16 protein-coding genes and 1 tRNA gene are annotated in these 25,265 nt (G+C 56.9%); 9 read left to right on the top strand and 8 right to left on the bottom strand.

Annotated features, from left to right (window positions below):
- Window positions 1-34: 34 nt before the first annotated feature.
- A complete protein-coding gene (locus BFV97_RS15440) occupies window positions 35-601 on the bottom strand; it encodes a carboxymuconolactone decarboxylase family protein (RefSeq protein ID WP_069301298.1) in 567 nt (188 codons plus the stop codon).
- Between the two features lie 217 nt (window positions 602-818).
- Between BFV97_RS15440 and BFV97_RS15445 the strand changes: the two genes are divergently transcribed.
- Window positions 819-2,474 carry an FAD/NAD(P)-binding protein gene (locus tag BFV97_RS15445; RefSeq protein WP_069301299.1) on the top strand — a complete coding sequence of 552 codons (1,656 nt, stop codon included), beginning with the start codon at window positions 819-821 and terminating at the stop codon, window positions 2,472-2,474.
- A 29-nt stretch (window positions 2,475-2,503) separates the two neighbouring features.
- Here BFV97_RS15445 and BFV97_RS15450 read toward each other — a convergent pair whose 3' ends face one another.
- Window positions 2,504-5,416: a hybrid sensor histidine kinase/response regulator gene (locus BFV97_RS15450; RefSeq protein ID WP_069301300.1), complete on the bottom strand. Its 2,913-nt coding sequence runs from the start codon at window positions 5,414-5,416 to the stop codon at window positions 2,504-2,506.
- Between the two features lie 286 nt (window positions 5,417-5,702).
- Between BFV97_RS15450 and BFV97_RS15455 the strand changes: the two genes are divergently transcribed.
- Window positions 5,703-6,959 carry a DUF2254 domain-containing protein gene (locus BFV97_RS15455; RefSeq protein WP_069301301.1) on the top strand — a complete coding sequence of 419 codons (1,257 nt, stop codon included), beginning with the start codon at window positions 5,703-5,705 and terminating at the stop codon, window positions 6,957-6,959.
- A 239-nt stretch (window positions 6,960-7,198) separates the two neighbouring features.
- Window positions 7,199-9,637 carry an ATP-binding protein gene (locus BFV97_RS15460; RefSeq protein ID WP_069301302.1) on the top strand — a complete coding sequence of 813 codons (2,439 nt, stop codon included), beginning with the start codon at window positions 7,199-7,201 and terminating at the stop codon, window positions 9,635-9,637.
- A 42-nt stretch (window positions 9,638-9,679) separates the two neighbouring features.
- On the opposite strand, the gene BFV97_RS15465 is transcribed toward BFV97_RS15460, so the two are convergent.
- On the bottom strand, window positions 9,680-10,570 hold the full coding sequence (locus BFV97_RS15465; protein WP_069301303.1) for a hypothetical protein: 891 nt from the start codon (window positions 10,568-10,570) through the stop codon (window positions 9,680-9,682).
- Window positions 10,571-10,625: 55 nt separating this feature from the next.
- Here BFV97_RS15465 and BFV97_RS15470 point away from each other — a divergent pair, with 55 nt between their 5' ends.
- From BFV97_RS15470 to BFV97_RS15480, 3 genes are all read left to right on the top strand, one after another.
- Window positions 10,626-12,290 (top strand): ABC transporter permease, encoded by a 1,665-nt coding sequence (locus BFV97_RS15470; protein ID WP_069301304.1) that lies wholly within the window; start codon window positions 10,626-10,628, stop codon window positions 12,288-12,290.
- A gap of 67 nt (window positions 12,291-12,357) precedes the next feature.
- A tRNA-Thr gene (locus BFV97_RS15475) sits at window positions 12,358-12,433 on the top strand.
- 443 nt (window positions 12,434-12,876) lie between these two features.
- On the top strand, window positions 12,877-15,891 hold the full coding sequence (locus BFV97_RS15480; protein WP_157888346.1) for a GEVED domain-containing protein: 3,015 nt from the start codon (window positions 12,877-12,879) through the stop codon (window positions 15,889-15,891).
- An 86-nt stretch (window positions 15,892-15,977) separates the two neighbouring features.
- Here the strand turns inward: BFV97_RS15480 and BFV97_RS15485 are convergent, their stop codons facing one another.
- The 4 genes from BFV97_RS15485 to BFV97_RS15500 form a co-directional block, all read right to left on the bottom strand.
- Window positions 15,978-16,217 (bottom strand): hypothetical protein, encoded by a 240-nt coding sequence (locus tag BFV97_RS15485; protein ID WP_245667768.1) that lies wholly within the window; start codon window positions 16,215-16,217, stop codon window positions 15,978-15,980.
- A 77-nt stretch (window positions 16,218-16,294) separates the two neighbouring features.
- The gene (locus BFV97_RS15490; RefSeq protein WP_083225680.1) at window positions 16,295-17,848 is read right to left on the bottom strand and encodes a phospholipase D-like domain-containing protein; all 1,554 of its coding nucleotides are present in this window, start codon (window positions 17,846-17,848) and stop codon (window positions 16,295-16,297) included.
- 141 nt (window positions 17,849-17,989) lie between these two features.
- Window positions 17,990-19,129, bottom strand: coding sequence for a hypothetical protein (locus tag BFV97_RS15495; protein WP_069301306.1), 1,140 nt, complete (start codon window positions 19,127-19,129; stop codon window positions 17,990-17,992).
- Window positions 19,130-19,261: 132 nt separating this feature from the next.
- Window positions 19,262-20,518, bottom strand: coding sequence for a urate hydroxylase PuuD (locus BFV97_RS15500; protein ID WP_069301307.1), 1,257 nt, complete (start codon window positions 20,516-20,518; stop codon window positions 19,262-19,264).
- A gap of 96 nt (window positions 20,519-20,614) precedes the next feature.
- Between BFV97_RS15500 and BFV97_RS15505 the strand changes: the two genes are divergently transcribed.
- Window positions 20,615-21,532 carry a LysR family transcriptional regulator gene (locus BFV97_RS15505; RefSeq protein ID WP_069301308.1) on the top strand — a complete coding sequence of 306 codons (918 nt, stop codon included), beginning with the start codon at window positions 20,615-20,617 and terminating at the stop codon, window positions 21,530-21,532.
- An 84-nt stretch (window positions 21,533-21,616) separates the two neighbouring features.
- On the opposite strand, the gene BFV97_RS18655 is transcribed toward BFV97_RS15505, so the two are convergent.
- Window positions 21,617-22,834 (bottom strand): calcium-binding protein, encoded by a 1,218-nt coding sequence (locus BFV97_RS18655; protein WP_069301309.1) that lies wholly within the window; start codon window positions 22,832-22,834, stop codon window positions 21,617-21,619.
- Between the two features lie 400 nt (window positions 22,835-23,234).
- On the opposite strand from BFV97_RS18655, the gene BFV97_RS15515 reads away from it, so the two are divergent.
- Entirely contained in the window at window positions 23,235-23,726 is a 492-nt protein-coding gene (locus BFV97_RS15515; RefSeq protein ID WP_069301310.1) for an ureidoglycolate lyase, read from the top strand.
- 56 nt (window positions 23,727-23,782) lie between these two features.
- On the top strand, window positions 23,783-25,213 hold the full coding sequence (locus BFV97_RS15520; RefSeq protein ID WP_069301311.1) for a nucleobase:cation symporter-2 family protein: 1,431 nt from the start codon (window positions 23,783-23,785) through the stop codon (window positions 25,211-25,213).
- Window positions 25,214-25,265: the final 52 nt, after the last annotated feature.

A 25,265-nucleotide genomic window follows, 5' to 3' on the forward strand; every position in this document is an offset into this window, starting at 1 on the left:
CAGCGCAGGAGAAACGCCGCGGGGCTAGGTTGGCTTATTCGGCGGCCAGTGGTTTACGGGACCATTCAAATTTGCGGAACACCTCATCAACCGGGGTTTTGGCAAAATGGTTCACATAATTGGACATCAGTTTTTGCGCTGCCCCCAAGATGATCTCCAGAATGTTGGTGGTCGTGAAACCGGCATCAAGGAAGGCTTGCGTGTCCGCATCCTCGACGAAACCGCGATTGCGGATCACCAGCAGGGTAAAGTCTCGCAGCGCTTCCAGTTTGGCAGTCGGCAGCGGTGTTTCGTTGCGCAGGGCTTCGGTGATGGCGTCATCCACCTTCATCATCTTGGCGATTCCGGTATGGGCGGGCACGCAGTAATGACAGTCGTGCTCTACATTAATGGTTTGCCAGACAACGGTTTTTTCTTCATCTGTCAGGCTTGTCGCCATGAATTGCGCATGGGCCACCTGATAAGCCTCAAGCAGTTGCGGCGCGTCCGCCATCGTGCCGTGCAAGCCGGGAATCCGCCCGTTTGCCTTGAAGGATTTTTCCAGAAGCGGTTTGGCGGCTTCGGGTGCGGAGTCGATTGTGTGGATTTTGAATTCGGCCATCGGGTGGTCCTCTCGTCGGTTTCGGTCTCCCCCGATTTGGGGGTTGCATCCTTACCTAACCCATTTGAGCGATCACTCAACACAATATTTGAGTGATCACTCAAACGTGAGCGACCCAGCCGTGCTGGACAAACCGCAGGGCCACGCCACATTCTGACAAAACCGCAAGGGCGTCCTGCCTCACCGGACTGCAAGAGTGTATAACCAAGGACAATTCATGACACGCGAGACTGATACAATTCGCATCGCCCTGATCGGGGCCGGCCCGCGGGGTCTTGGTGCACTCGAAGCACTGGTGGCACGGCTGGAGGGCAGCGGCACCACGCTTGACCTGACACTGTTTGACGATCTGCAACTGCCGGGCGCCGGTCCGAATTTTGATCCGGCACAAACGCCCCACAGCATTCTCAACATTCCCCTGCGCGATGTCGATATTCCGCCTGTCCTGTCCCTGCCCTGCGGTGATTTCACGGACTGGCAGTTTGATCGCGGTCACGGGGACGGCGAAAGGTTTCCGCCCCGCGCGGAACTTGGCGACTATCTGATGGCACGGTTTCGCGATATGACTCAATCCAGTGGCGTGGCCATAGACGTGACCGCGCTCAAGTCCAAAGCCTCCCGTCTGGTGCAAAGCGATGCGGGCTGGCAAGTCCGCGCGCAAGACCGGAGCTACGGCCCCTTCCACGAGGTTCTTCTTATACCGGGCCAGCCGCTGACCCCGCCGGACCCGCAATGGGCCCGCTGGAGCACGCACGCCAAAGACACCGGTGCCTGTGTGATTAACGCCTATCCCGACCGTCTGTTACTGGAAGCGGCAAAAAACTGGTCGGACCGCAGGGTTGGCATTCGCGGGTTGGGCCTGTCCACCTTCGATGTAATACGCTTCCTGACAGTCGGACTTGGCGGCCGGTTTGAGGGGGAAACCTACCACCCTTCCGGCAAGGAACCACAAAGGATCTACGCATTTTCGCTGAATGGCAAACCGCCCTTTCCAAAACCCGTGGACGCCGCGCTTGACCAGAAATTTGACCCCACACTACAGGAGGTAGAGCAATTTGAGATCGCCGTGCAAGAGGCGGTGGCTCAAGGACCGGACCGCGCATTGGCCCCGATTTGCGAGGCATTGCTGTCCCCTGTGGTGCGAATCGGCGCAACACTCGGGGCGGCGTTTGACGCTAAGGCCGTAAAACTCTGGCTGCGGACAGAATGCGACTCTCCGGGGGACCAAGAGGATCAAAGCCCCGAAGAAACCCTGAAACACGGGATCGCAATGGCCAAAGGCAGCACCCCGCCATCGGTGGGCTATTGTGTCGGGCAGGTCTGGCGCAAGATGCAGAACGAGTTGCGGGCGAACTTTAATTCCGCACGAATGGAGCCGGAAACCGCCCGAACAATCGTCGGCTTTGACGAAGGGATCAAACGCTACTCTTACGGCCCGCCGCTGCGATCCTCACAAGAGCTTCTGGCCGTGATCAATTCCGGTCTTGTCAGTTTGCGCGTGGTGGAGGATCCCGACATCCAGTTGGTCGACGGCGGCTGGCATCTGGAGGAACATAACGCAGAGGCAAATGTTTCCGTGATGATTGACGCCGTACTGCCGCCCCCTGCGCTGGAGGCGGTGTCGGACGGGCTGTTTACACAGTTAAAATCCGAAGGCACGCTGCACCCCCGCTATGAAGGCTCCGGCGCGGCGACCGCCCCTGACGGGCAAGTGGTCGGTCGTGACAATGAGGTCCGCCGCGGCCTATCCATGCTTGGCCGGCTCGCGCTTGGCAGCGTAATTGCAGCGGATTCCATCCACGATTGTTTCGGTGCGTCCTCTGACCGCTGGGCCGAGGGTGTGTTGGAGCGCAGGGGGCGCAAGCCGGATTAGGCCCTGACCGTCCGGCGGGCTGGCAGCGGCTATTCCGCCGCTGCTTTGCTCACCAGACGGTCCAGCGCATCGCGCAACTGGATTTCCTGAAACGGTTTCGTCAGCACTTCGCAATTGCCCAGAACTTCGGCCGCCTGAACCTCTATGCCGCCGGTAGCAAAGACAATCGGCAGGCCGGGAAACGTTGTCCGCGCTTCTGTAGCAAGCTCTTCCCCCGATTGGCCGGGCAAACCGACATCCGTGACCAGCGCCCCGATCTGCTGCTCTTTCAGCAGGTCTAAAGCATCATCGCCGTTTGTGGCCTCAAACACGGTGTAACCTGCCTCGCGCAGACCCTCGGCTATGTCGGTCAGGATCAGAAAGTCATCTTCGCAAACCAGAACCGACAGGCCGTTGGACGCGCCCTCGGCCACTGTCTGAGACGGCGCAAGCGCAGATGTCTCTGCCTCTGCCTCTGCCTCTGCCTCCGGCTGGTCGGTCGCGGGCACGTAGGCCGCGTCAAGCACCTGACGGATTTTGCGTTGCAGTTCCGGCTGCGTGTAAGGTTTGCTCAGCAATTGCACGCCTTCGTTCAGAACCCCGTCATGTACGATGGCATCCTGCACATAACCCGAGGTGAACAGCACCGGCAAATCAGGCCGGATCTCCTGAATTTGCTTGGCCAGTTCCTGCCCGTTGGTTTTTCCGGGCATCACCACATCCGTAAACAACAGGTCGATCGTGTGAATCCGGTCCAGAATGATCAGCGCCTCATCCGCATCCGCCGCCGGCAACACCCCGTAGCCGAGATCCTCCAGCATCAGGCGGGCGGTCTCGCGCACCTCGTCGTCATCCTCAACCATCAGAATGGTTTCGGTGCCGTACATCACGCCGTCGGTGCTGGTCTGCGTCCCTGTTTCCACTGCTTTAAGCGTACGTGGCAGGTAAATATTGATCGCCGTTCCGCTTCCGACCGCGCTGGTGATGGTGATATGGCCGCCCGATTGTTTGGCGAACCCGTAGACCATCGACAACCCCAATCCGGTGCCCTGTCCCTCTAGTTTGGTGGTGAAAAATGGCTCGAAGATTTTCTCTACAATCTCCGGAGGCATGCCGCAGCCGGTGTCGCGCACCGAGAATGACACATATTGCCCCGCATCCACCACCGGATGGGAGGCCGCATAGGCCGCATCAAATTCCGCATTGCCAAGTTCGATCGTCAGACGCCCCTGCCCGTCCATCGCATCCCGCGCGTTGATGGCAAGGTTCAGCAGCGCGTTTTCCATATTGTTGGGATCGACATAGGTGTTCCACAGCCCGTCCGCGACAATCGTTTCCAGTTCCACCCCTTCCCCGACCGCGCTGCTGATAATTTCGGTATTTTCCACCAGAAGTTCCGCCAGATTAAGAGGCACAGGCGACAGCGGCTGTTTTCGCGCAAAGGACAGCAGTTGCGAGGCCAGCATCGCCCCGCGCGCCACACTTTTGGAGGCTTGTTCCAACCGCTCATGCGCCGGAGACCCGGCTTCGATCTCACGCGAGACCATTTGCAGATTTCCGGTGATCACTTGCAACAGGTTATTGAAATCATGGGCGATCCCCCCAGCAAGCCCGCCGATAGCCTCCATCTTCTGGCTTTGGCGCAGGGTGGCGTGCAGTTCTTCCAGTTCCCGATTGCGACGGGACACACGGGTTTCTAGCGTGGCGTTCAGCCGTTCGATCTGCTCTTCCGAAGCTTTGCGGTCCTCAATGTCTGTATTGGTACCAACCCAGCCGGTCAGCGTGCCATCTTCGGCGCGTAAAGGGGAGGCACGCACAATATGCCAGCGGTAGCTGCCATCAGCCTTTCGGATGCGAAATTCTGTCTCATAGTTAACTTCGTTTTCAATGGCATACGCCCATTTCGCCATCGCCCCGTCAACATCTTCGGAATGTAGAACCCGGATCCAATCGGGACCGTAAAGCGAGCCTTCGACTTCCCCCGTATAGTCGTAAACGCGATCGTTCAGCCAATTCAGCCCGCCATCCCGATCTGCAGTCCAGACATGATTTGGCATGGATTGCGCCATGGTCCGGAACTTTTCACGGGTGGCCGTCAGATCCGCTTCCGCTGTCTTTTGTGCGGTCACATCATGGCCCTGCACAAGTATGCCGCTGACCACCCCGTCAGCGTCCTTCAGCGGATGAAACATGAAATCGACGTAAAATTGTTCAGGCTCCTCCTTTGCGGTCGCCTGAAGCGTTGCCGGCATCCCCCGAAAGGACACGGCCTCTCCGGAAGTATAAACCTTGTCCAGCAGCTCGAAAAAGCCCTGACCCTCAAGATCGGGAAACGCATCCCGCACGGTCCGGCCAACGATTTCCCTGGGACCGATCAGATCGGTATAGGTCTTGTTGGCTATTTCGAACACATGGTCCGCCCCGCTCAGCACCGCCATAAAGCTTGGCGCCTGATCAAAGGCCGACTTGAAGAATTCGGTCATGGCCTCAAGTTCGAGGTTCTTGTTTGCCACCGCCTCTGCCCGCTGGATCATCGCAACCTGCTCGGGCAGAAGCTTTAGCCCCTCAGGATTGTCACCGCGGTACATTCTGGTCACATCCACGGTGTTTTGCAGGATGAATTCCACACTGTTATCGGCCCGCAGGATCGGTGTGTGCGTCGCGCTCCAATACCGGTTCTCGATCAATCCGTCAGCGGTTTCTATCGGATAGGGGATCAACGGCAAATGGTCAGGCTTGCCGGTTTCGAACACTTTGCGGAAAGAGCCCTTCAGCATCTTGTCAGACACGGAGTCCTCTGGTGCGGGGAATTCCTCAGTCATCAGGCGGCCGATGATCCGCTCACGGGTGCGGCCCGTCACTTGCAAATAGGCTTCATTGGCCCAAACCATACGCAGGTCCGCGTCTACCAGAACGTAAGGCGACAAGGCGGAAGCAAAAATTGCGTCCAGATTGATTTGCATTCCGACAACTCCGTCAATCTAAGGCTATCCGGGTTCAATAATATCTACAAATCAGCCTCTTAAGCAACAGGTCAGAGGCCGTTCCCGACACGAGAAAACACGCGAATCTTGTTTGAGATTTAGATCATTTTTGCATCAATTCAAATACTCTGTGCGGACCCTTATACGAATGTGTTTGCCCTGCCCCTTAACCCCGCTAACTTCATTAAAAACAAGCAGATTTACATGGTCGTCCGGTCAGGGCTGCTTTCTGCGTATTCGGGTACGGCTTAGGGATGGCGAGACAATGAAAACAAGATTTATCCATTCGGTTCTGCAATTGCGCAAACGGCTGTGGTTTAAACCATTGGTTTATTGTCTGATTGCCGTCTCAACCGCGCTTTTTGCCCAGTTTGCCGACAGTCTGCCCTTTAGCAAAAAACTGCCGGAAATCACCTCGGGCACGATTGAAACCCTGCTGACGATCATTTCGTCCTCAATGCTTGCCGTGGCCACATTTGCGGTCGGGTCCATGCTGTCCTCCTATTCCTCTGCAAGCCAGTCCGCCACCCCGCGTGCCTTTACCCTTGTGCTGGAAGATGATGTTTCCAAAACCGCACTATCCAGCTTCATCGGTGCTTTCATTTTCAGCATTGTCTCTATCGTTGCGCTGAAAACCGGCTTTTACGGGCGCGGCGGATTGTTTGTGCTGTTCTTGCTGACTTTGGCGATTTTTGCGTGGGTCATTCTGACCTTCGTGCGCTGGGTCGATAACATCGCGCGGCTGGGACGTTTGGGCAGCACGATCAACAAAGCCGAGAGCGCGGCCCGCAAATGTATGGAGAAACACCAGAAAGCCCCGTTTATGGGCGGGGTGCAAAAAACGGTCACGAATACGCTGGTTGGGGTGAAGATATACTGCGACGAAGTTGGCTATGTGCAATATGTGAATATGAGCGCGCTTCAGGAACTGGCCGAAGAGCACAATCTGCGCATGATGATTTCCGCCCCCGCCGGTCATTTTCTGGCGCCCGACCAGCCGATTGTTGTACTCGACACGCTGGTGGAACCCGCACCGGAGATTGTTACCGAGATTCAGGAAGCTCTGGTCATTGGCGTCAATCGCACTTTTGACGAAGACCCCCGCTTTGGTCTGGTCGTTCTCGCTGAAATTGCAGCGCGTGCGCTCTCGCCGGCGGTGAATGATCCGGGAACCGCAATCGTCATCATCGGCAGCTTTGTACGCCTGTTTTCCCGATGGGCCGATATTGCGGCCCAGCAAGACGAACCAAAGATCGCTTATGACCGGATTATCGTACCGGAACTTGAAATCTGCGAACTCTTCGACGATGCCTTTACCCCGATTGCACGGGACGGGGCTGGCACGGTAGAGGTCGGCATCCGGCTGCAAAAAGCCTTTCTCTCGATCAAGAGGCTGGATTACCCCGGCATGGATACAGAGGCACGACGCCATTCAAAACTGGCGCTGGAACGGGCAAGGCACAAGCTGCCAATCAAGGATGATCTGGACAGGGTTGAACAGATCGCCTCACACATTGGCTGAGCGGTGCAACCCGCACCATTCCGGCTTGCGACACGCCAGGCTGCGCAAACTCCCCCTGATCTACCTATAGCTGTGTGACATACAAACCGCTCAGTAATGGTAAACGTGCGGCAACAGTCATTTTTCGACTGCGCTGGCAGCAAAAGTCCGCTTACAGTTCGCTTAGATAAAATGTGTGTCCGGCTGGCTGTTCTTTGGAACTGGCACAGTAAGGACACCGAGCGACGGGCAGATCGAGTATGAATTCAAAACGGGGTTCGTTTTGGTTGCAATGGATGGTGATCGGGTTCTGCCTGACCGCATCTGTTCTGGCCTCTATCGGGGTGAAACGCATTGCCGACCACAAATCGGAAGAAAACTTTTCGGTTATTGTGGAACAGGCGGTCGCCTCTCTCAGCCGCACTGCCGAAATTTATGAACGCACACTGGGCGGGCTTGCCGGATTGTTTATCGCATCGGTAGACATCAGTTTTACCGAGATGGACGACTACGCCCGCGCCATCGACATTCATGACAACCAGTCCGGCATCAACGCCATCGGCTTTGCCTCGCACGGCAGCGAAAACCCCGATAGTCTGATCGTGCGGCGCATCCGCCCGCGCACGCCGGGGGACTCTGTGATCGGGACGGACTTCAGTCTTTACCCCGAAGTGATCGCCGCCGCAAAGTCAGCACGCGCGACGGGACAGCTCGCACTGGTGCCTGACGTCAAGCTTCCCATTAACGGTGAATTGCTCAGCAAGGGGATCCTGCTGCGCCCCGTCACCCGCCTGTCGCGGGTAGAACCGGACGGTTCGATCCGCCTTGAAGAATTTCTCGGCTATGTTTTTGCAGTCATTGATATGGACAGTGCCTTTGACACCCTGTCACCGGCGCAAAAAGAACTGGTCGAACTGCGGGCCTGGTTTACCGACACCATCCCGACAACCCCGCCCCTGTTCCAGAATATCCCGGAAGAAAACGCCAACCCTGAGCCCAGGTTCGTGCGCGATATGTATGTTGAGGGTTTTGGCCGCCCGATCCGCCTGCTCTGGACCGGCTCCAACAGGTTTGATCAGATCCAGCCTTTCCGCGCCCATTGGGTCATGCTGGCGCTCTGCCTTGCTGTGACCGCTCTGATTATGATGATGTTGCGCTTTATGAACCGGCGCGAACGCACCATTTCGCGGCTTGTCGAACAGAAATCCAGCGAACTGGCGACACGGGAAAAAGAACGCCGATCCATCATCGAAAACGCCATGCTCGCAATCGTGTCCACGAATGCGGACGGGCGTATTCTTCAGGTGAACGGCGCGGCACAAACGCTCTTGCTGACGCCAAAAACCGTCGGTCTCGAAAGCCGCAACATCGTCGAAGTCCTGCCCGGTCTGGACCTGAGTGTTCCGGACTCCCGTTTCAAACTGACCTTGCCTGCCTCGGAATACAGCCACGGCGAGACCATTCTGGAGGTGGAGAAAAACACATGGATGACATCGGACAACGAATCCCGCGTCACCTTGTTGATGCGGGATATTACCAAACGGGAACGTCAGGCCCAGAAGATCGCCAAGATGGAAGAACGCTGGGATCTGGCGCTGATCGGAGCGCAAATCGGGGTGTTCGACATTGATCTGAAAAATAACACATCTGTCGTTTCAAAGATGTGGCGGATGATGATGAATATTACCAGTTCGACCGACCCTGCCGATCCGTTCAACGACTTGCTGGACTGTATTCACCCGGATGACCGCGAAAACCTGACCAAAGCGCACCGCGCCTGTATCGAAGGGGTCACTGAACGGGCCGAAGCCCGGTTCCGCGTCTCTGATACGGGCTCTGACTGGCGCTGGATCCAGTCCGACGCCATCGTGGTGGAATGGGACGAAGACGGCACCGCGCTGCGTATGATCGGCACACAGGTGGACATTACCGACCGCATTCGGGTGGAACGGATGAAACAGGATTTCGTCGCCACCGTCAGCCACGAATTGCGCACGCCGCTCACCTCGATCAAAGGCTCACTCGGCCTGCTGGAATCCCAAGTGGCCGAAGCCAAGCTTCCGGTCGCAACCCGACTGGTCGAGATCGCCCAGTCCAATTCCGAACGGCTCTATAATCTGGTGAATGACATTCTGGATATGGAAAAGATGAACGCCGGACAGATGCACATCGACGCCAAGGCAGAATCCCTGAGCAAACTACTGGTGCTGGTGTCCGACCAGATCGCCCCCTATGCCGCGCAATGCGGAGTCGGGCTGGATGTCTCTATCCCCAAAGGCAACTACCGCATCTGGACAGATCAGAAGCGGATCATTCAGGTGCTGACCAACCTGCTGTCCAACGCGTGCAAATTCTCTGATCAGGACACACGGGTCCGGCTTAGCGCGCAGCTTCTTTCCGGAGAGGTCCGCATCGCCGTGACCAATCACGGCCCCGGCATCCCCGAAGAATTTCACAACCGGATTTTCCAGCCGTTTGCACAGGCCGACACCAAGGCGAATAAAAAGAAAGTCGGCACGGGTCTCGGCCTGAACATCTCCCGTCATCTGGTGGAATCTATGGGCGGCACGATCGGTTTCAAAAGCATCCCGGGACAAAAAACCATATTCTGGTTCACCTGCCCGCTCGCGGAGGACACAGATACCGATTTTGATGATACTGACATTGAAGACATCGACCAGTTGCGCACGGCCTCCTGATGCCGACCGTTGCTGCAAACCGTTGCGCGAACTGTCCGCAGATTAGTCGTAACGCTCTGGTGAGAGCATCATGACGTTATCCATCCGCTCGATATAATAGAGATCATCTTCGTAGTTCTCCGTCATACCTTCGGTCAGTTCTTCGGGCCAGTGCAACTCATCATTAAAGCCCTGCGTGCTCGGAAATTTCCGGTCGAACGCTCGGTTCAACTTCTCAAACTCTGCCCGCGTCCCGACAGGATGCTCCTTCAGGTAAGAGTGCATCAGGATCGCCCCGCGCAAGGACAAACCGCTGTTCACCGGGGCGCTTGACCCCACCAGAAGCTCTCGGTTTTTGATCCCCGTCAGCGCCTGCGCCACATCGCGCCACATCAAAGGATAATCCTCATACCGCCAGGTCGTGATCGGCAAATCGGCCTTTTTCAACTGTGCGCGGTGCAAATAGTCCGACCAGCGCAACCCTTGCAGATTGGCATCCGCCACAAAATCCTCAAACGACAGGGCCGGATTATGCCGCATCCCCGCACAGTAACAGGACGGGATAAAGCTCGCCGGATTGCGCAGGCCAACAAAAACCCGCAGCGACTCGCCGTTCAGAACGTTCAGGATCCGCGACATGGTGGTGGCAATGCGGGGGTAAAAATACTCTTTTCCCACAGGCCGCATCAATGTTCCCGAAATACTCGGATCAATCATCACCACACGACGATAGCTCTGATCTTTGGTTAACGCTGAAACCAGCTCCGCTTTTACGTCCCTTGGGGTCGCGCCCCTGCTAATCTGCTTGATCGCCCGCGCAAACGCCCGTTCCGCCTGATCGGCGAGAGGCACGCAAATGCCTTGGGACTGCAACAGATCACGGTTCTGCCAGAGCATCTTGCGAAGGTGTTGCGTTGCGCTCCGGTGCACGCCGATATGAAGTCTGAAATCCATTGACTGCCTGTTACACGTGTAGACACCGAAATAGCTTTGGTTTAAGCGCGGATCAATGGTTGAAACATCAGATATAGCGGCTGTCACTTCTGCGCCACGGCGCCGGCGGTATGGTCTGGACGGCTGGACGCTGCTCGGACTGTGCATTGCCCTGCTCGTGATCCTGCCGGTCGCTACGGTTTTCTGGCTTGCCTTGTTTCCGCGCGAAAACATCTGGCCCCATCTGCTGGCCACCACCCTGCCCCGTTACCTGACCAATTCGGTCATCATGATGGCCGGCGTTGGCCTGCTGGCGGGCGTGATCGGCACCCTGTCGGCCTGGCTGGTCGTCATGTACCGGTTTCCCGGACGCAACGTGCTGCAATGGGCATTACTGCTGCCCCTGTCCATCCCCGCCTATATCGCGGCCTTCGCGGTCGTAGACTTCCTTGAATATGCCGGACCGTTGCAAACCGGCGTCCGCGCACTGTTCGGCTGGGCAACGCCACGGGATTACCTCTTCCCTGAAATCCGCTCCCGCGGTATCGCCATCATCGTTCTTGCAGGCGCGCTTTACCCCTATGTGTATTTTCTCACGCGCAGTGTTTTTCGCACCCAGTCCGGCGCCGCCATAGAGGTCTCCCGCGCCCTGGGCTGTGGCCCGGTGGCGAGCTTTCTGCGGGTGGGCCTTCCCCTCGCCCGCCCTGCCATAGCGGCCGGTGTGGCCATCGTGATGATGGAAACCCTGAACGAATTCGGCGCGATGGAATTTTTCGCCGTGCAAACCCTGACCACGGGCATTTTCACCGTCTGGCTGGAGGCCAGCAATGCCGGCGGGGCCGCGCAACTGGCCTGCGTGATTCTGGTGTTTGTCACTGTCCTTGTCCTTCTGGAAAAATTCTCCCGCCGCCGGATAAAATTCCACGAAACGGCCCGCAACATGCGACCGCCCGAGCGGCAACACCTTCGCGGCATCAAAGGTCTCACCGCTTCGCTGTTTTGCACCCTTCCCGTGCTCATCGGTTTCATCCTCCCTATTGCGATCCTCGGGGATCACGCCTTTGGCCGCGCCAAACTCTGGAGCGATCCGGCCTTGTGGCAGGCTACCATGCGCACCGTGCTGATTGCCGGTGGCGCCGCGGCCATCACAGTCATAGCCGGCGTCCTGTTGGTGTTCAGCGTCCGCCTGTTCCGACACACCGGCCTAAGCCGTATTCTTCCCGTCACCACAATCGGTTACGCCGCACCAGGGGCCGTGCTTGGCCTGGGCTTCCTGATCCCGCTCTCGATGCTGGATCACCGGGTCGCTGATGGCATTCTCTGGCTGACAGGCTTTGATCCGGGTCTGTTGCTTGTCGGTTCTGTCGGCGCTGTCATGCTAGCCTATTGCGTGCGCTTTTTTGCAATCGCAGTGGGCACGATTGACGCCGCTTTTACAAAAATCTCTCCCTCCCTTGGTATGGCCTCCCGTTCACTGGGACAATCCCCGCGACAGACATTGGTACGGCTTTACGCCCCGATGATAAGGGGCGCAGTTGCCACCGCAGCCCTGCTGATATTTGTCGACAGTGTAAAAGAACTGCCAGCAACATTATTGTTATATTCCAAGTCGACATTGGCCACCTCCGTCTATCAACACGCCTCTCTCGAAGACATCGAAGGCGCCGCACCTGCTGCGCTGGTTATCGTCCTGATAAGCCTGATTGCAGTTGCAATTGTCAGCCTGACAAACAGAGATTAATTTTTTGCAAACCTCCGCAAAAAACCTCTTGCATTCCCCCCCAACTTGCCTCAAAAGCCCCCCCAGTGCCCCTATAGCTCAGCTGGTAGAGCAACTGATTTGTAATCAGTAGGTCCGCGGTTCGAGTCCGTGTGGGGGCACCATTTCCTTATAAAAAACTTAGCAACCCGCTGCCTCTTCCAACGCATTTCGCGCGTGTGTTTTAGCTGTGTTTCGCGGTCCGCCGCCTCAGACTCTCTCCTGATCTGGCAATTACCCTGAGCGGTCGCCACACTGACCGCAGGCGCGCTATCTTGCCCCCCTTCCTAAGACCTATCCTTTTGGACCTGAAACTACGCGGATGGACCGTTTGAATAGGTCTGCTATCCGGTAAACTGACAGCGATTGCCCGATAAATATGTATTTTGATTCGAGTTGATGCGCCCGCTTGAATATCCAGCGCCGGAAGATGTAGCCAAGATCAATGCGCCGCCGACTTATATATACTTCTCTCTTTCTAACTGCCCTGATTATCCAATTGGTTTTCCTGTGCACACATCGTTGCGTGTTCAATCCCGCATCGTTGCTCTTTGGTAGCCTGCGCTGGTTGGCTCGCGCTCTGAAGCCCCTGTTCGCATTGATCCGGTTCGGGCATGCAGTCGTTGGTCTGGCGGCTCTTTGTACCCTGATCGGTCAGGCGGTGCGGGCGCAGGACTCTTGCGGTGCTGCTTGTGTTTTTGCGGGGCCGCGCATGGCCAGCGTTGAATCCAGTGAGGCCGAGCTTTTGGGTCCGATCCTGTCCGGACTGCTTGGTACTGACATCAGCCTGAGCGTTCTGGACTGGAACGCGATGGCTGGTGCCAATATTGATCTGCTGGGGTTGCTCGGGGACAACGGGACGGATGTTACCGTTTCCGATCCGGGACAGGTTTTAAACGTTGACCTGACGCTGCTGGAGCTTGTTGAGGCCTCCGCCGCGGTTGCGCAGGCGGATGGCGATACCGCCCTGGTGGACGCGCTTAACGCGCTTAGCCTGCCTGTGGGGGAACTGACCCAGACGATCAATCTTGCCGATCTCATTACGGTTGCGCTCACACAGGGGGCTTTGGCGAATATCGACCTAAATGTGCTGGACCTGATTGGCGGGGCGATCCAGCTGTATAATTATGAAAACGTGGTGACGACGACGCAGCCGGTCGCACTTAACAATGAAATCCTTGAACAATTTGGCATCGGGGGCGCAGAGATCCTGTTGCAGGTGGTGGAGCCGCCCCATTTTGAATGCGGCGGGGCTGGCACACAGTTCCACACCTCCACGGTCCGCGCCAAAGTATCCGTCGACCTTGCGGGCACCGCGGTCGATACCTCTGCATTGGACGCAACGCTCGGGCCGTTGGTCGGAGGGGCGGTCACTTCCGAGATCATTTTAGGAGATCTGGACCTCTATTTTGAATTCGGGCGGGTGGATGGCACGATCCTGTCTGCAGATCCGACCACCAAAACGGCAAGCGTGATCCTCGCGCCCAGTGCAATCGACCTGTTTCTGGGTGGCATCGACGATGCGGTGTTTTTCAACCGTTCCCGCCCGATCCTGCAATCCGATGTGGACTATGCCACCATCGGGCGGCTGGACGTTGCCTTGGCGGGCGGTTTGGTGCAGGAAAGTGCGGGCATCCGTGTCAAATCCTTCGCCCAAAGCGCTCCGCCAGTCAGTGAGACGCTGTTTTTCTCCCCCCCTTACCCCCGGCGGCAGTCCATCGGGGATGGCGCATCTTCGTTTAGTGATCTGATCGGAACGCTCGCGCGGAACCTGGATGTTGAGGTGGAAGACAGTCTGGGTAATCAGATCGGACCGTTGATCGACACCACGGTTGAACCGCTGGTTGGCGAGTATGTGGGCGGGCTGCTGGTGGATACGGTCTCGCCGCTTCTGGATCTCACCGTTGATCCGCTGCTGGGGTTCTTCGGGGTCGGGATCGGAGAGGCCGAAGCCTCTGTTTCCGGTGTAACCTCTATCTGCACCGATTACGCCGATTGCCCCGTATCCGGCAGCGCGCCGGACGGTGTTGCAACTGCAAATTATGGCAGCCCCTACCATTTTATTTATGAAACGCTGTATTTGGGGACAACAGTTCCGGATACGGATGCGGGCCCGCTGGGGAATGCCACGGCGCGCGGCGATGATGATAGCGGTGTTGATGACGAAGACGGCGTCACGCTCCCCGCGCTGCCGGCCGGAACGGTGCAGACCCTTGAAATTCGCGTGGTGGAATCGGGCGGGGAGACCGGATATTTGCAGGCGTGGGTTGACTGGAACGGCGACGGCGCGTTCGGGGCGGACGAACAAATTGCCAGCGATGTAACCGCGCCCTCAAGCGGCGTCATTGCCCTGTCGGTGACGGTCCCCGCTACAGCCCGTGCCGGTAACAGCTTTGCCCGGTTCCGCTGGTCAAGCCGCGCCGGACTGGACCCCGTGCAGATAGCCCCCGACGGAGAGGTTGAGGACCACGCCGTAGCGATCTCCGGCCTGCCCCGCCCGCGTCTGTCGGGACAGGTCTTTACAGATGCCGGCACGCAGGGGGCCATCGCCCATGACGGTATCCAAAGCGGCGGCGAAACGGGTCTGGGAGAGGTCACCGTCGTAATTGAAACGCTGGACGGAACGGTGCTTGCCGTGGCGGTCACGGATGAACTCGGCCTCTGGTCCGCCAGTCTGCCGGCCGGTTACACCGGCGCGGTTGTCCTGCGCACCGCTCCCCCCAAGGGGTTTATTGCGATTTCCGAAACTACGGATGGTATGCCGGAAATTATACCCTCTGCGCCGAATGACGGGCGTATTACGCTGGTGTTGGCCGCAGATAGTGATCTGGAGGGTCTGGGCATCGGGTTGGTCCCGCAGCCGCGGCTGTCTCAGGACAGCGTGGTTTACACGCAATCCGCACAAATCACCCTGCTGTCCCATGACTATAGTGCAGGCAGCTCTGGCAGTGTGTCCTTTAGCGTCGAAAATCTGTCTCTCCCCTCAACCGGCGCGGCGAGCGTGGCGTTGTTTTATGACGAAGCCTGCGATGGCCAAACCGGAGCGCTGGTGTCCGGCCCGCGCGTGGTGGAAAGCGGTGACCGGATTTGCCTGATCTCCCGCGTCGCCACATCCTCCGGCTTGCCGGACGGAGCGGCCATCACCTATCAGCTTGTGGCGGATACGGCGCTGCGCGGGATTGATAAAGCGGTGCGTCTCGAAAATACCGACCGGATCATTATCGGGCGGCAGATTGGGGGCATTGTCGTTGAAAAAACCGTTGAAAACCTGACGCAATCCAGCGGGGAAAGCCGGTTTAACACGGCTGGACCTGCTGATGTGCTCTTGTACAGAATACGCATTGTTAACACCGGAACGACGGCGGTTCACGATGTGAAGGTGCAGGATATGACCCCGCCCCACACCCGTCTTGCGGGTCAAATCACGCGATCGGTGCAGATATCCGACGGTACTGAATGTACGCTGGCGCTGCCTGCGGTGGTCAACTCCGGTTACGTCGGCAGTCTGAAGTGGATGTGTGAGGGTGAGGTGCAGCCCGGATCGACAGCGACGTTTGAGTTTACGGCACGGATCAATGACTGATTGGCCGGTACTGAAGCGTCCGAGCAATTACCCTGATGCTTGCGGCACCCGATTGCGAGTGTTTCGCAGTCGGATAACGCGGGTTTTCAATCCTCAAGATCAGCATCGTCCGGCGTGGTGTTCAGATAGATCCGCCCGATGGCTTTCACGAAAGGCAGGTTCAGAAAAGCGACAATCCCCGTAGAGATGAGCAATCGGCTTGTGATGCTAACGGGCATGGGATCGGTTGCGTCGGCGTAGAGGTAGATTAACACAGTCACCACCACAAACCAGATAGCCAGCGCCCGAAGCTCAGAGATTACCGTTTTTTTACAGGGTCTTCGCACGGAGTGTCCTTTAACGGGAAGTCCCGCCGAGACAGATTAAGCAGAGACATATGCGGACCGCAACCTGCGATGCTGCCCTACCTGCCCCACTTGCGCCATGCGAGCCAGCCGAGAGCTAGTCCACCGGCAAGAATTGCGATGTGGCGCGGGCGCAGCCCCCTGCCCGCATTGGTCTGCTCGCCCGGATGGTAGCGGGGGTCCAGCAGTCTGGTATCTGCAAGCACTTTCCCGATGAGGGTCGGGCTTTCACGGGACAGTCTGCGCAACCCGCGCCCTTTTTCGCGGTTCAAATGCTCAATCGCCGCGATGAACTGTTGATCGTTGCCCTCGGCTTCGCGGAATGTCTCGGGTGAAACGTCGAGATGCTCGGCAATTAGGCGGACGCGAAATCGCTCTATCACTTTGGCAGGCTTTGCGATTGCCACGTTACATTCCGTATCAAACCCCATCGACCTGTCGTTGATATTGCTCGATCCGATGATTAACAGCCTGTCATCCACCACCATGATCTTTGCGTGCACATAGATCGGTTCGCCCGCCTTTGTCACCGGATAATAAATGCGAAAGCGGTTTTGATGGTCCGCCTTCATCAGCCGTTCCACCATACGGTGGCGCAGCACATGCATGGCGTCGTCTTCCAACCAGGATTCCGCCTCTACCGGATTGATCACGACGATCTCGGGGCCATCATCCTCTTGCAGTCGCTTTTCCAGCGCGGAGCAAATGCTCTCTGCCGCGAAATATTGGGATTCGATATAGATCACCCTTTCCGCCGCGTTGATGCCGTTGAGAAACAATTGCTCGATCTCATTAATCAGCGGTTTGCCATCAAACGGAGGCTCTGTCCGGGAAATGGCCACGTCAATATCTGTCGCATCCACCTCCAGACCCTCCGGCCAGGGTGTTGGTGGCGTGTCGTTCGGAGGGGAAAGAGTCTCTCCGTTGGCCCGATGCCAGCGCCTGCGCGACAATTCTGCCAGCGCAGCCGCAGCAGGGCCGGTCAGCGCCGAGGTCGCGTCATGCCAAGGGCCGGAGGGCGTACCGTCCTTACAAATCCGGCGAGGATCGTCAGGCAAATGCTCTGACGTGTCCCAACGTTTTTCCGTGGCATCAATGCCGCCACAAAATGCAAGCGCATCATCTGCGACGACAATCTTCTGGTGATGGCAGGCGCCAAACGGGTGATGCCCATCCAGCGCAAAATGGATCCGCTCACTGCCAAAAATGCTTAACGCGACAGTTGGCGCCAAACGGCCGGGTGCCGCCAGTACCGCGCCATTCCATTTTAGCATGTAAACATTAAGATCGGGTGAACGCTCTACGATTGCTTCGATAAAACTGCCAAGCTGGTTGGGCAAACCGTCCGGTGCCAACCCGTCTTCGTCCCCCTCTCCGGGGAGCATTTCCAGTTCAAAATCAAAGTCCCAACCGATCAGCAGCAGCTCTCTCTTCGCGCCAATAAACACCTTGCGAAGCACCCGAAAATAATCCGCCGCATCGACAATCAGCGCAAATTTATCCGCCCGCGCCACCTGCCACGTCGTATCATCGGTAAACAACGCCCCCTCCGGCAGCGCGGTCAGGGCGTCATGGGCAGTGGGCTTCGGTGTTGGATCGGTATCACTTGGCATTGCTGCACTCCCGTTGTCGATTGCATCATGGACCTAATCGTCCAAGCGCGACAGCCCCGTTAAGGGGCTCTCTGCAAAAGCAACGGCTGGCTGCGCCATCGGTTCCGTGTCTGCGGCAAAAAGAGCGGAAATATTCCGTCGTCAGGCAATCAAACGAGAGGTCTCGCGGCAAAGCACGATCGCTTTCTCCTGCGCAAGCTTCTCATTTTCATTCAGCGGGATACGCTCCGCCTCGGCCTCATATCCCCGCAGTACATTATTTGCCGCACGCCAGATCTTGGGGTTGTCGTCGATCACAGTCGCACAACGCACGGCGAGGTATTCGACTTCCTGTATCTGTTCCGGAGAAAGCTGGTCGCGCGGGCGGGTGGATTTCGGCTCTGAGATCGCTTTAGTCATTGATTTATCCAACGAGCTTTCAAGCCACGGAGTATTGAAAAAAGTGCTGTCAGTCTTGCGAGCATCGTCACGGAAAAATTCATCCACTTTTTCCAACAAAGCCCTGTCCAAGGTGAGTTTCTCTCCTTCCGCCGAAGTAATCTCACCCACACAATGTGCGATAGCGCCGCCCATGACGGCACGGACATTTCTTGACACTTTATGCCGGATAAGCGTCTTCTGGAACGCCCTCATAGCAGCGATTTGCTGCAGACCTAGGGACCGGTTGGCGACACCGGGGTCTTTCAAGGAAAAATGCGCACCTTCCAAAACAAAGTTAAAGAAATCATACACCACGTCATTGTTATTGAGCGCATCTCTTACGAACGGGCGGAGAGAGAATTTCTCTCCGAACACCGCTTTCCACGCTGAAAACCGGCGATGATAATTGAGCGAGAGATCGGAACTAAGGCCACTGAGGAGTAGAGGCATATCGCGCACGAACAATCCCGTCTTGACGCGTTGTGCGTAGGTTGAAACAAAACGCTCGGCATGAGGACGGACATAAGCGAGTATGCGAACTTTACCCGCGTATTCAGGCAGATGCTCATCTAAAGCTTCAGCAAGAGCCTCGGGCTGGATTTGAGAGAAAAATTCCGAGGATACTACCCCGTAGTCGGCCTCTGACGCACGTGCCCACTCGGCCAGTTCGGCAAAGCGCGCATTGCGATTGTCGGCGTCGCCTTTCCGACGCAGGGATTTTGCCAAAGCAACTTCGTTGCGCAAATTGGACATTTGAATTGTGCGACTGTCACACTGCCACAGACCTTGGGCGAGACTATTTTGGATAGAACTTGAACCGTTTTTCGGGTCGCCTATATGGATTACCAGATTACTTAACATGATATGCAAGACCTTGTATTTGTTAAGCTTTTGACTGCCAAAAGCTTAAAACCAATCGGTCTCTTCTCAGATGTAACACGGATGCACAAGGGCTAATACAACCTATAGCTGTTTACCCCACGGAACAGCCCCTTACTCCAATATCCCTGCGAGGGCATTCTCATTTGCTCTGCGGAACCATTTCACGATTTTCACACGGTCTTCGTCGGGCATGTAGGTGATGTTGGCGGGCGGCATGGCGTGGGTTACGCCGGATTGCAGATAGATCTGGCGGGCGGCGCGGGCGATGTCGGATTTTGTTTCCAGATGCACGCCTTTGGGCGCCCAGTGCATGCCCTCCCATGCGGGTTCGCGGGCGTGGCACATAGAGCAGCGGCCAAGCACGATTTCATGGACTTTCTCAAAGCCTTCGGCCTGTGCATAGCGCTGCTCGTATGCGGTCAGGGGCTGGTTCTCAACCGTGTCGTAATCTCCGTCCCAGCTTGACGCGGTAGACAGCCATGCGATGATCAAGAACAGCACCACAGTCGCCGCCCATGTCCAGCTTGGCCCCCGTCCGGTGGCGTGCATCGTGTTGAAGTAATGGCGGATCGTCACGCCTGTCAGGAAAATCAGCGAGGCAATGATCCAGCTGTATTCGGTCGCAAAAGCCAGCGGATAGTGGTTGGACAGCATCAGGAACAGAACCGGCAGCGTCAGATAGTTGTTGTGGGTGCTGCGCAGTTTGGCTATCTTTCCGTATTTCGGATCAGGGGTGCGGCCTTCCTGCAAATCCTTCACCACGATACGCTGGTTCGGCATGATGATCAGGAACACATTGGCTGTCATGATGGTCGCGGTGAACGCGCCGAGATGCAACAGCGCAGCACGCCCTGTGAAAATCTGGTTATAGCCCCATGACATCGCCACCAGAATGACAAACAACAGCAGCATAAGCACTGTCGGGGTCTCGCCCAGCTTGGATTTGCACAGGAAATCGTAACAAATCCAGCCGATTGTAAGCGAACCACCGGAAATCAGAATAGCCTGCCAGACCGCCAGATCCGCCTTGGCCGGATCAATCAGGAACAGCTCTGCGCCGACCCAATAGACAATCATCAACAAGGCCGCACCAGACAGCCATGTGGCGTAGCTCTCCCACTTGAACCAGATCAGATGGTCGGGCATGTTCTCTGGTGCCACAAGGAACTTGCGGATGTGATAGAAGCCGCCCCCGTGCACCTGCCATTCCTCGCCGTGGGCCCCAACCGGCAGGTCGGGCGCCTTACGCAACCCCAGATCCAGCGCGACAAAGTAAAAGGAAGACCCGATCCATGCAATTGCCGTGATGACATGCAGCCAGCGCACTGCAAAGGCAAACCAATCCCACAAGATTGCAATATCATACATTAATCTGTCCTCCTTTGACGTGTCTTCACACTATCGCCTGCCCTATTTTCGCGCTACGCTTGTCATTCAGCAAACAGTGTCAAAAAAAAACTTACAATGTCTTATTTCGACAATATCAGAACCTTCATACGGGTGTACGAACTGGGCAGCATGTCTGCAGCAGCGCGGGACCAGCGGATTTCGCCTGCGGTTGCCTCTGCGCGGATTTCCCAGCTTGAGGCCCATCTTGACGTGCGTCTGTTCCAGCGCACCACCCGCAGCCTGACCCCCACAGAGCAGGGCCAGTTGTTCTATGAGGGCGCCTGCGGGGTGCTTGAGGCAGTGGAATCTGCCGAGGCGAGCATCGGGGACGTGACGGACAACCCCCGCGGTACGCTGTATATTGCGGCGCCGCTCGGGGTGGGGCGGCGTTTGATTGCCCCCCATACCCCCGCGTTTACCGCGCAATATCCGCTGGTAGATGTGCGTCTGCGTCTCAGCGACCGGAACATCGACCTGACGGCGGAAGGGCTTGATATTTCCTTTTTCCTCGGGCGTCCGGCGGATTCCAACCTGCGCATCCGCAAGATTGCCGACTGCCAGCGGGTGCTTTGCGCCAGTCCCGCCTACATAGCGGCCCACGGCCACCCCAAAACGGGCGCCGAAATCGAGCGTGGCCAGCATAATTGCCTTAACCTGCGCTATCCGGGCGCAACGGAATTCCAGTGGGAATTGGAAACCCCGGAAGGCCCGCAAAAGTTCAACGTGCGGGGCCGGATTGAATGTGACGACGGGGATGTGCTGACGGATTGGGCGCTGGCAGGCACAGGCATTGCCATGAAACCCACGTTTGAAATCGCAGAGCATTTGCGCAGCGGCGCATTGGTTCCGGTGGTGGAAGAGACCCCGCCCCTGCCCGTCCAGATGGCCTGTCTTTATACCCATCGCCGCCATCAAGACCCCAAAGCGCGGCTGTTTATGGAATTCATGATCGAACGCATAGAAAGCGCGATCCGCGCAACCGAGCAGAGCTAACGGGCAAAGCTGGCAGGCTGTCAGGATCAAACCCGCCGGCAGGCGTTTGTCCTACCGGCGGTGATCGTCTTGAGGGTCTGGAGTTTAGAACAAAAAGTCGTTTGCCCCCAAATCCCCCAAATCCACATCCAGCAGGGTGATGGAATTGCCACCCTGCGAAATAACGACATCTTTGCCGTTAGCAGCCTGTTCCATGTGGTTGTTCGCAAGGTCGTTCCAATGCTTGATCTGGGTGACGCTGCTCAGATCAATCTTCTCTTTGTTGTTGCGCGCCCCGAAGTCCGTGATCACATCATCGCCAAACTTGTTCTGGAACACGAATGTATCCGCGCCTTTGCCGCCGGTCATCTGGTCGTCTCCGGCACCGCCCTTCAGCGTGTCCTTGCCATTGCCGCCAATCAGCAGATCCGCGCCCTTACCGCCGTTCAGAACATCCTTGCCACGGCCGCCAAACAGCTTGTCCGCTTTATTTCCGCCGATCAGCGTATCCGCCCCGTTTGCGCCGTTCAAAACGTCACTCCCGGCGCCGCCCAACAGCTTGTCCGCGCCCGCATTGCCAAAGAGGAAATCATCGCCCTGTTTGCCGATCAACACATCAGATCCGGCATCCCCGTAGAGGTAATCCTTGCCGCGGCCCCCGTCGATGGTATCGTTCCCGCTGCCACCAGAGATATATTCTGTAAGCGCTGCTGCAGAACGATCGCCACTCAGGGTCTCGCTTGCCGAACTGCCTTTTTGAAGGGACACGTCTTTATCATTGAAGGAAACGAACTCGATATTCTTCAGACTGTCGTTACCATACGCACTTTCGATGCGGAAGCCGGAGCTTGTCGGTGACACGGAAACGCTGGAAGAATGCACCGAAATGACGAAAGTATCGGTGCCAGTGCCCCCATCAACAAAATCATTTCCGGTACCCAGTTCGATCCGGTCATTCCCGCCATAGGTATGGAAAGAATCGCCGCGATTCCACGCAGACTCGATAGTATCGCTTCCGGCCAGAAGCTTTTGTTCAATGCGGGACGGGGTGGCGTAGGCCAGTTCGGAAACACTCAACGAGAACCCGGAAACCGAGACGAGCTGGCTGCCGCCATAGCTCATGGAGAGCGAGTTGAATGTACCGCCCGACAGCCCGTAACTATCATAGTAGAAAGTTCCGGTCACATAGATGTCAAAGCCCCCTGCGGAGCCGGAAATGTGTCCGGCGGAGTGGCTGTAGACGCGGGCGTCGCCAAAGTTGGTAGAGTACAGATCGTTGTAGTTCCAGTGGTTCGAGGAAGAGTGGATGGTAATGTTCGCCATTTTACTTAGCCTTCACTTGGTATGGGTCAGGCCTTCAAAACGGGCAAATACTATTTTGAAAGACCTGATTTACAATGAACGGCAAGTGACACCAGAAAAACCTATTGGTTTCAAGGGAGAAACCGAAACTTTACACGGTTGAACTGTCTTGAAACTGCGACTCATCCGGCGCGAATCCTTGCTGTGAAGGGGAAAACGGTGGTTAAAAAATTGTTAAAACCCACCTCATCTCTTGCCCCCATTTAAGTCGATTACCCAAAAATCCTGTAAAATTTTACAGTGCTTTCGTTTTTTCTTGAAAAAACCTTTGCGGTTTGTGTCCTATACCGGAACGAGGTTGAAATTCGTGAAACAGTTTCTTCAAATCCGATAAGCTGAACAGACCCGGGAGAGCCCTGTTATGCGCCGCACCATCCAGATCCGCCCCATCACCCGCGCAGCATTCGCTCCGTTCGGAGAGGTTCTGGACATTGATGGCGCCGCAGACAAGATCATCAACGAAGGGCTGTGCGGGCGGTATCATGACCGCGCCACGCTGGATTTCAACAAAGGCCGCGCCGGTGTCAGCCTGTTTAACGCGCAAAAACGCGACCTGCCCCTGACGCTCAACATGATGGAGCGCCACCCCGACGGCAGTCAGGCCTTTCTGCCCATGCACCAGAACCCGTTTCTGGTGGTCGTGGCCGCAGATGACGGCGGCGCTCCGGCAGAACCGTTGGCCTTTGTCACCGCGCCCGGACAGGGCATCAATTTTCACCGCAACGTCTGGCACGGCGTGCTGACCCCGCTGCATGATCCCGGCCTGTTCGCCGTGGTGGATCGCATCGGCGAGGGTGCGAACCTTCAGGAACACTGGTTTGACCAGCCGTGGCACATCACGCAAACCAATTAATCGAACCGCCAGCAAGAGCGGGCAACAGGGAAACCGTCTTATAGGGAGACTAGTAAATGTCGGACACTTCACTCGGGACTGCGGAACAACTCCGCGACCCAAATTATACGCCGCCACTGATCAAAGCGATACCACTTGGCATCCAGCACGTTCTGGCGATGTTCGTTTCAAACGTGACACCTGCGATTATTATCGCAGGGGCTGCCGGTTTCGGTTTCGGGTCTGACGCCGGGGCGCAGGGCTTTCCGGATATGACCTATCTGATCCAGATGTCCATGCTGTTTGCTGGCATCGCAACCCTGTTCCAGACCATCGGCATGGGGCCGGTCGGGGCGCGTTTGCCCATCGTGCAGGGCACCAGCTTTGCCTTTATCCCGATCATGATCCCGCTGGTTGCCGGAAAAGGCGTAGAGGCCATGCCCGCCCTGTTTGGCGGTGTTCTGGTCGGCGGCCTGTTTCATGCGATCATCGGCACGTTCATCGGCAAAATCCGCTTTGCGCTGCCCCCGCTCGTCACCGGCTTGATCGTCACCATGATCGGTCTCGCGCTGGTTAAAGTGGGCATCCAATATGCTGCAGGCGGTGTGCCTGCGATCAACAAACCGGAATACGGCAGCTTGCTGAACTGGTCTGTTGCCCTCATGGTGATCCTTGTAACCCTCGGGCTTAAGTTTTTTGCCCGTGGCATGATGGCTGTCTCTGCCGTGGTGATCGGCATTATTGTGGGATACTTCTATGCTATGATGCTTGGCATGGTGACACTGGAGGGTATCGCAACCAGTTGGTCCCGCGCAGCCCCCGTTGCCATGCCTGTTCCGTTCAAATACGGGCTGGAATTCGGCGTTGCAGCAATCGTGGGTTTCTGCCTGATGGCCTTTGTTTCGGCAGTGGAAACCGTGGGCGATGTGTCCGGAATTACCCGTGGCGGCGCAGGTCGCGAAGCAACAGACGCGGAAATCACCGGCGCAACCTATGCGGACGGGATCGGCTCTGCGGTGGCCGGTATCTTTGGCGGCTTTCCAAACACATCCTTCAGCCAGAATGTGGGTCTGATCGCCATGACCGGCGTGATGAGCCGCCATGTGGTGACGATCGGTGCGATCTTCCTGATCATCTGCGGCTTTGTTCCCAAAGTCGGCGCGCTGATCCGCACCATCCCGATCGAGGTGCTTGGCGGCGGTGTGATCGTCATGTTCGGCATGGTGGTTGCGGCCGGTATTTCGATGCTGTCGGATGTGAACTGGAACCGCCGCAACATGGTGATCTTCGCGATTGCCCTGTCTGTCGGTCTTGGCCTGCAACTGGACCCCAAGGCGGTACAATACCTGCCTGACACTCTGCGCATCCTGATGACATCAGGCCTGCTGCCCGCAGCGGTGATTGCGATTGTCCTCAACCTTGTGCTGCCCGAGGAACTTTCAAGCGAGTCCACCGAGGAAGTATCCGGCGGCATGTCCGGTCACGGCACTGGCAAGCTGAGCGGGTAGTCCCGATCCACCCAAGCAAAAGGGCGCCCGCTTGAGGCGCCCTTTTTTTTCT

The organism is Neptunicoccus sediminis, from assembly GCF_001719615.1.
Classification (GTDB): domain Bacteria; phylum Pseudomonadota; class Alphaproteobacteria; order Rhodobacterales; family Rhodobacteraceae; genus Amylibacter; species Amylibacter sediminis.

Excerpts from the sequence above, each read along its gene's own strand:
- BFV97_RS15505 (WP_069301308.1), top strand. The coding sequence starts at position 20,615 with ATGTCTTATTTCGACAATATCAGAACCTTCATACGGGTGTACGAACTG.
- BFV97_RS15520 (WP_069301311.1), top strand. The coding sequence starts at position 23,783 with ATGTCGGACACTTCACTCGGGACTGCGGAACAACTCCGCGACCCAAAT.
- BFV97_RS15455 (WP_069301301.1), top strand. The coding sequence starts at position 5,703 with ATGAAAACAAGATTTATCCATTCGGTTCTGCAATTGCGCAAACGGCTG.
- BFV97_RS15460 (WP_069301302.1), top strand. The coding sequence starts at position 7,199 with ATGAATTCAAAACGGGGTTCGTTTTGGTTGCAATGGATGGTGATCGGG.
- BFV97_RS15495 (WP_069301306.1), bottom strand. The coding sequence starts at position 19,129 with ATGTTAAGTAATCTGGTAATCCATATAGGCGACCCGAAAAACGGTTCA.
- BFV97_RS15470 (WP_069301304.1), top strand. The coding sequence starts at position 10,626 with ATGGTTGAAACATCAGATATAGCGGCTGTCACTTCTGCGCCACGGCGC.
- BFV97_RS15440 (WP_069301298.1), bottom strand. The coding sequence starts at position 601 with ATGGCCGAATTCAAAATCCACACAATCGACTCCGCACCCGAAGCCGCC.
- BFV97_RS15465 (WP_069301303.1), bottom strand. The coding sequence starts at position 10,570 with ATGGATTTCAGACTTCATATCGGCGTGCACCGGAGCGCAACGCAACAC.
- BFV97_RS15450 (WP_069301300.1), bottom strand. The coding sequence starts at position 5,416 with ATGCAAATCAATCTGGACGCAATTTTTGCTTCCGCCTTGTCGCCTTAC.
- BFV97_RS15500 (WP_069301307.1), bottom strand. The coding sequence starts at position 20,518 with ATGTATGATATTGCAATCTTGTGGGATTGGTTTGCCTTTGCAGTGCGC.
- BFV97_RS15515 (WP_069301310.1), top strand. The coding sequence starts at position 23,235 with ATGCGCCGCACCATCCAGATCCGCCCCATCACCCGCGCAGCATTCGCT.
- BFV97_RS18655 (WP_069301309.1), bottom strand. The coding sequence starts at position 22,834 with ATGGCGAACATTACCATCCACTCTTCCTCGAACCACTGGAACTACAAC.
- BFV97_RS15445 (WP_069301299.1), top strand. The coding sequence starts at position 819 with ATGACACGCGAGACTGATACAATTCGCATCGCCCTGATCGGGGCCGGC.
- BFV97_RS15490 (WP_083225680.1), bottom strand. The coding sequence starts at position 17,848 with ATGCCAAGTGATACCGATCCAACACCGAAGCCCACTGCCCATGACGCC.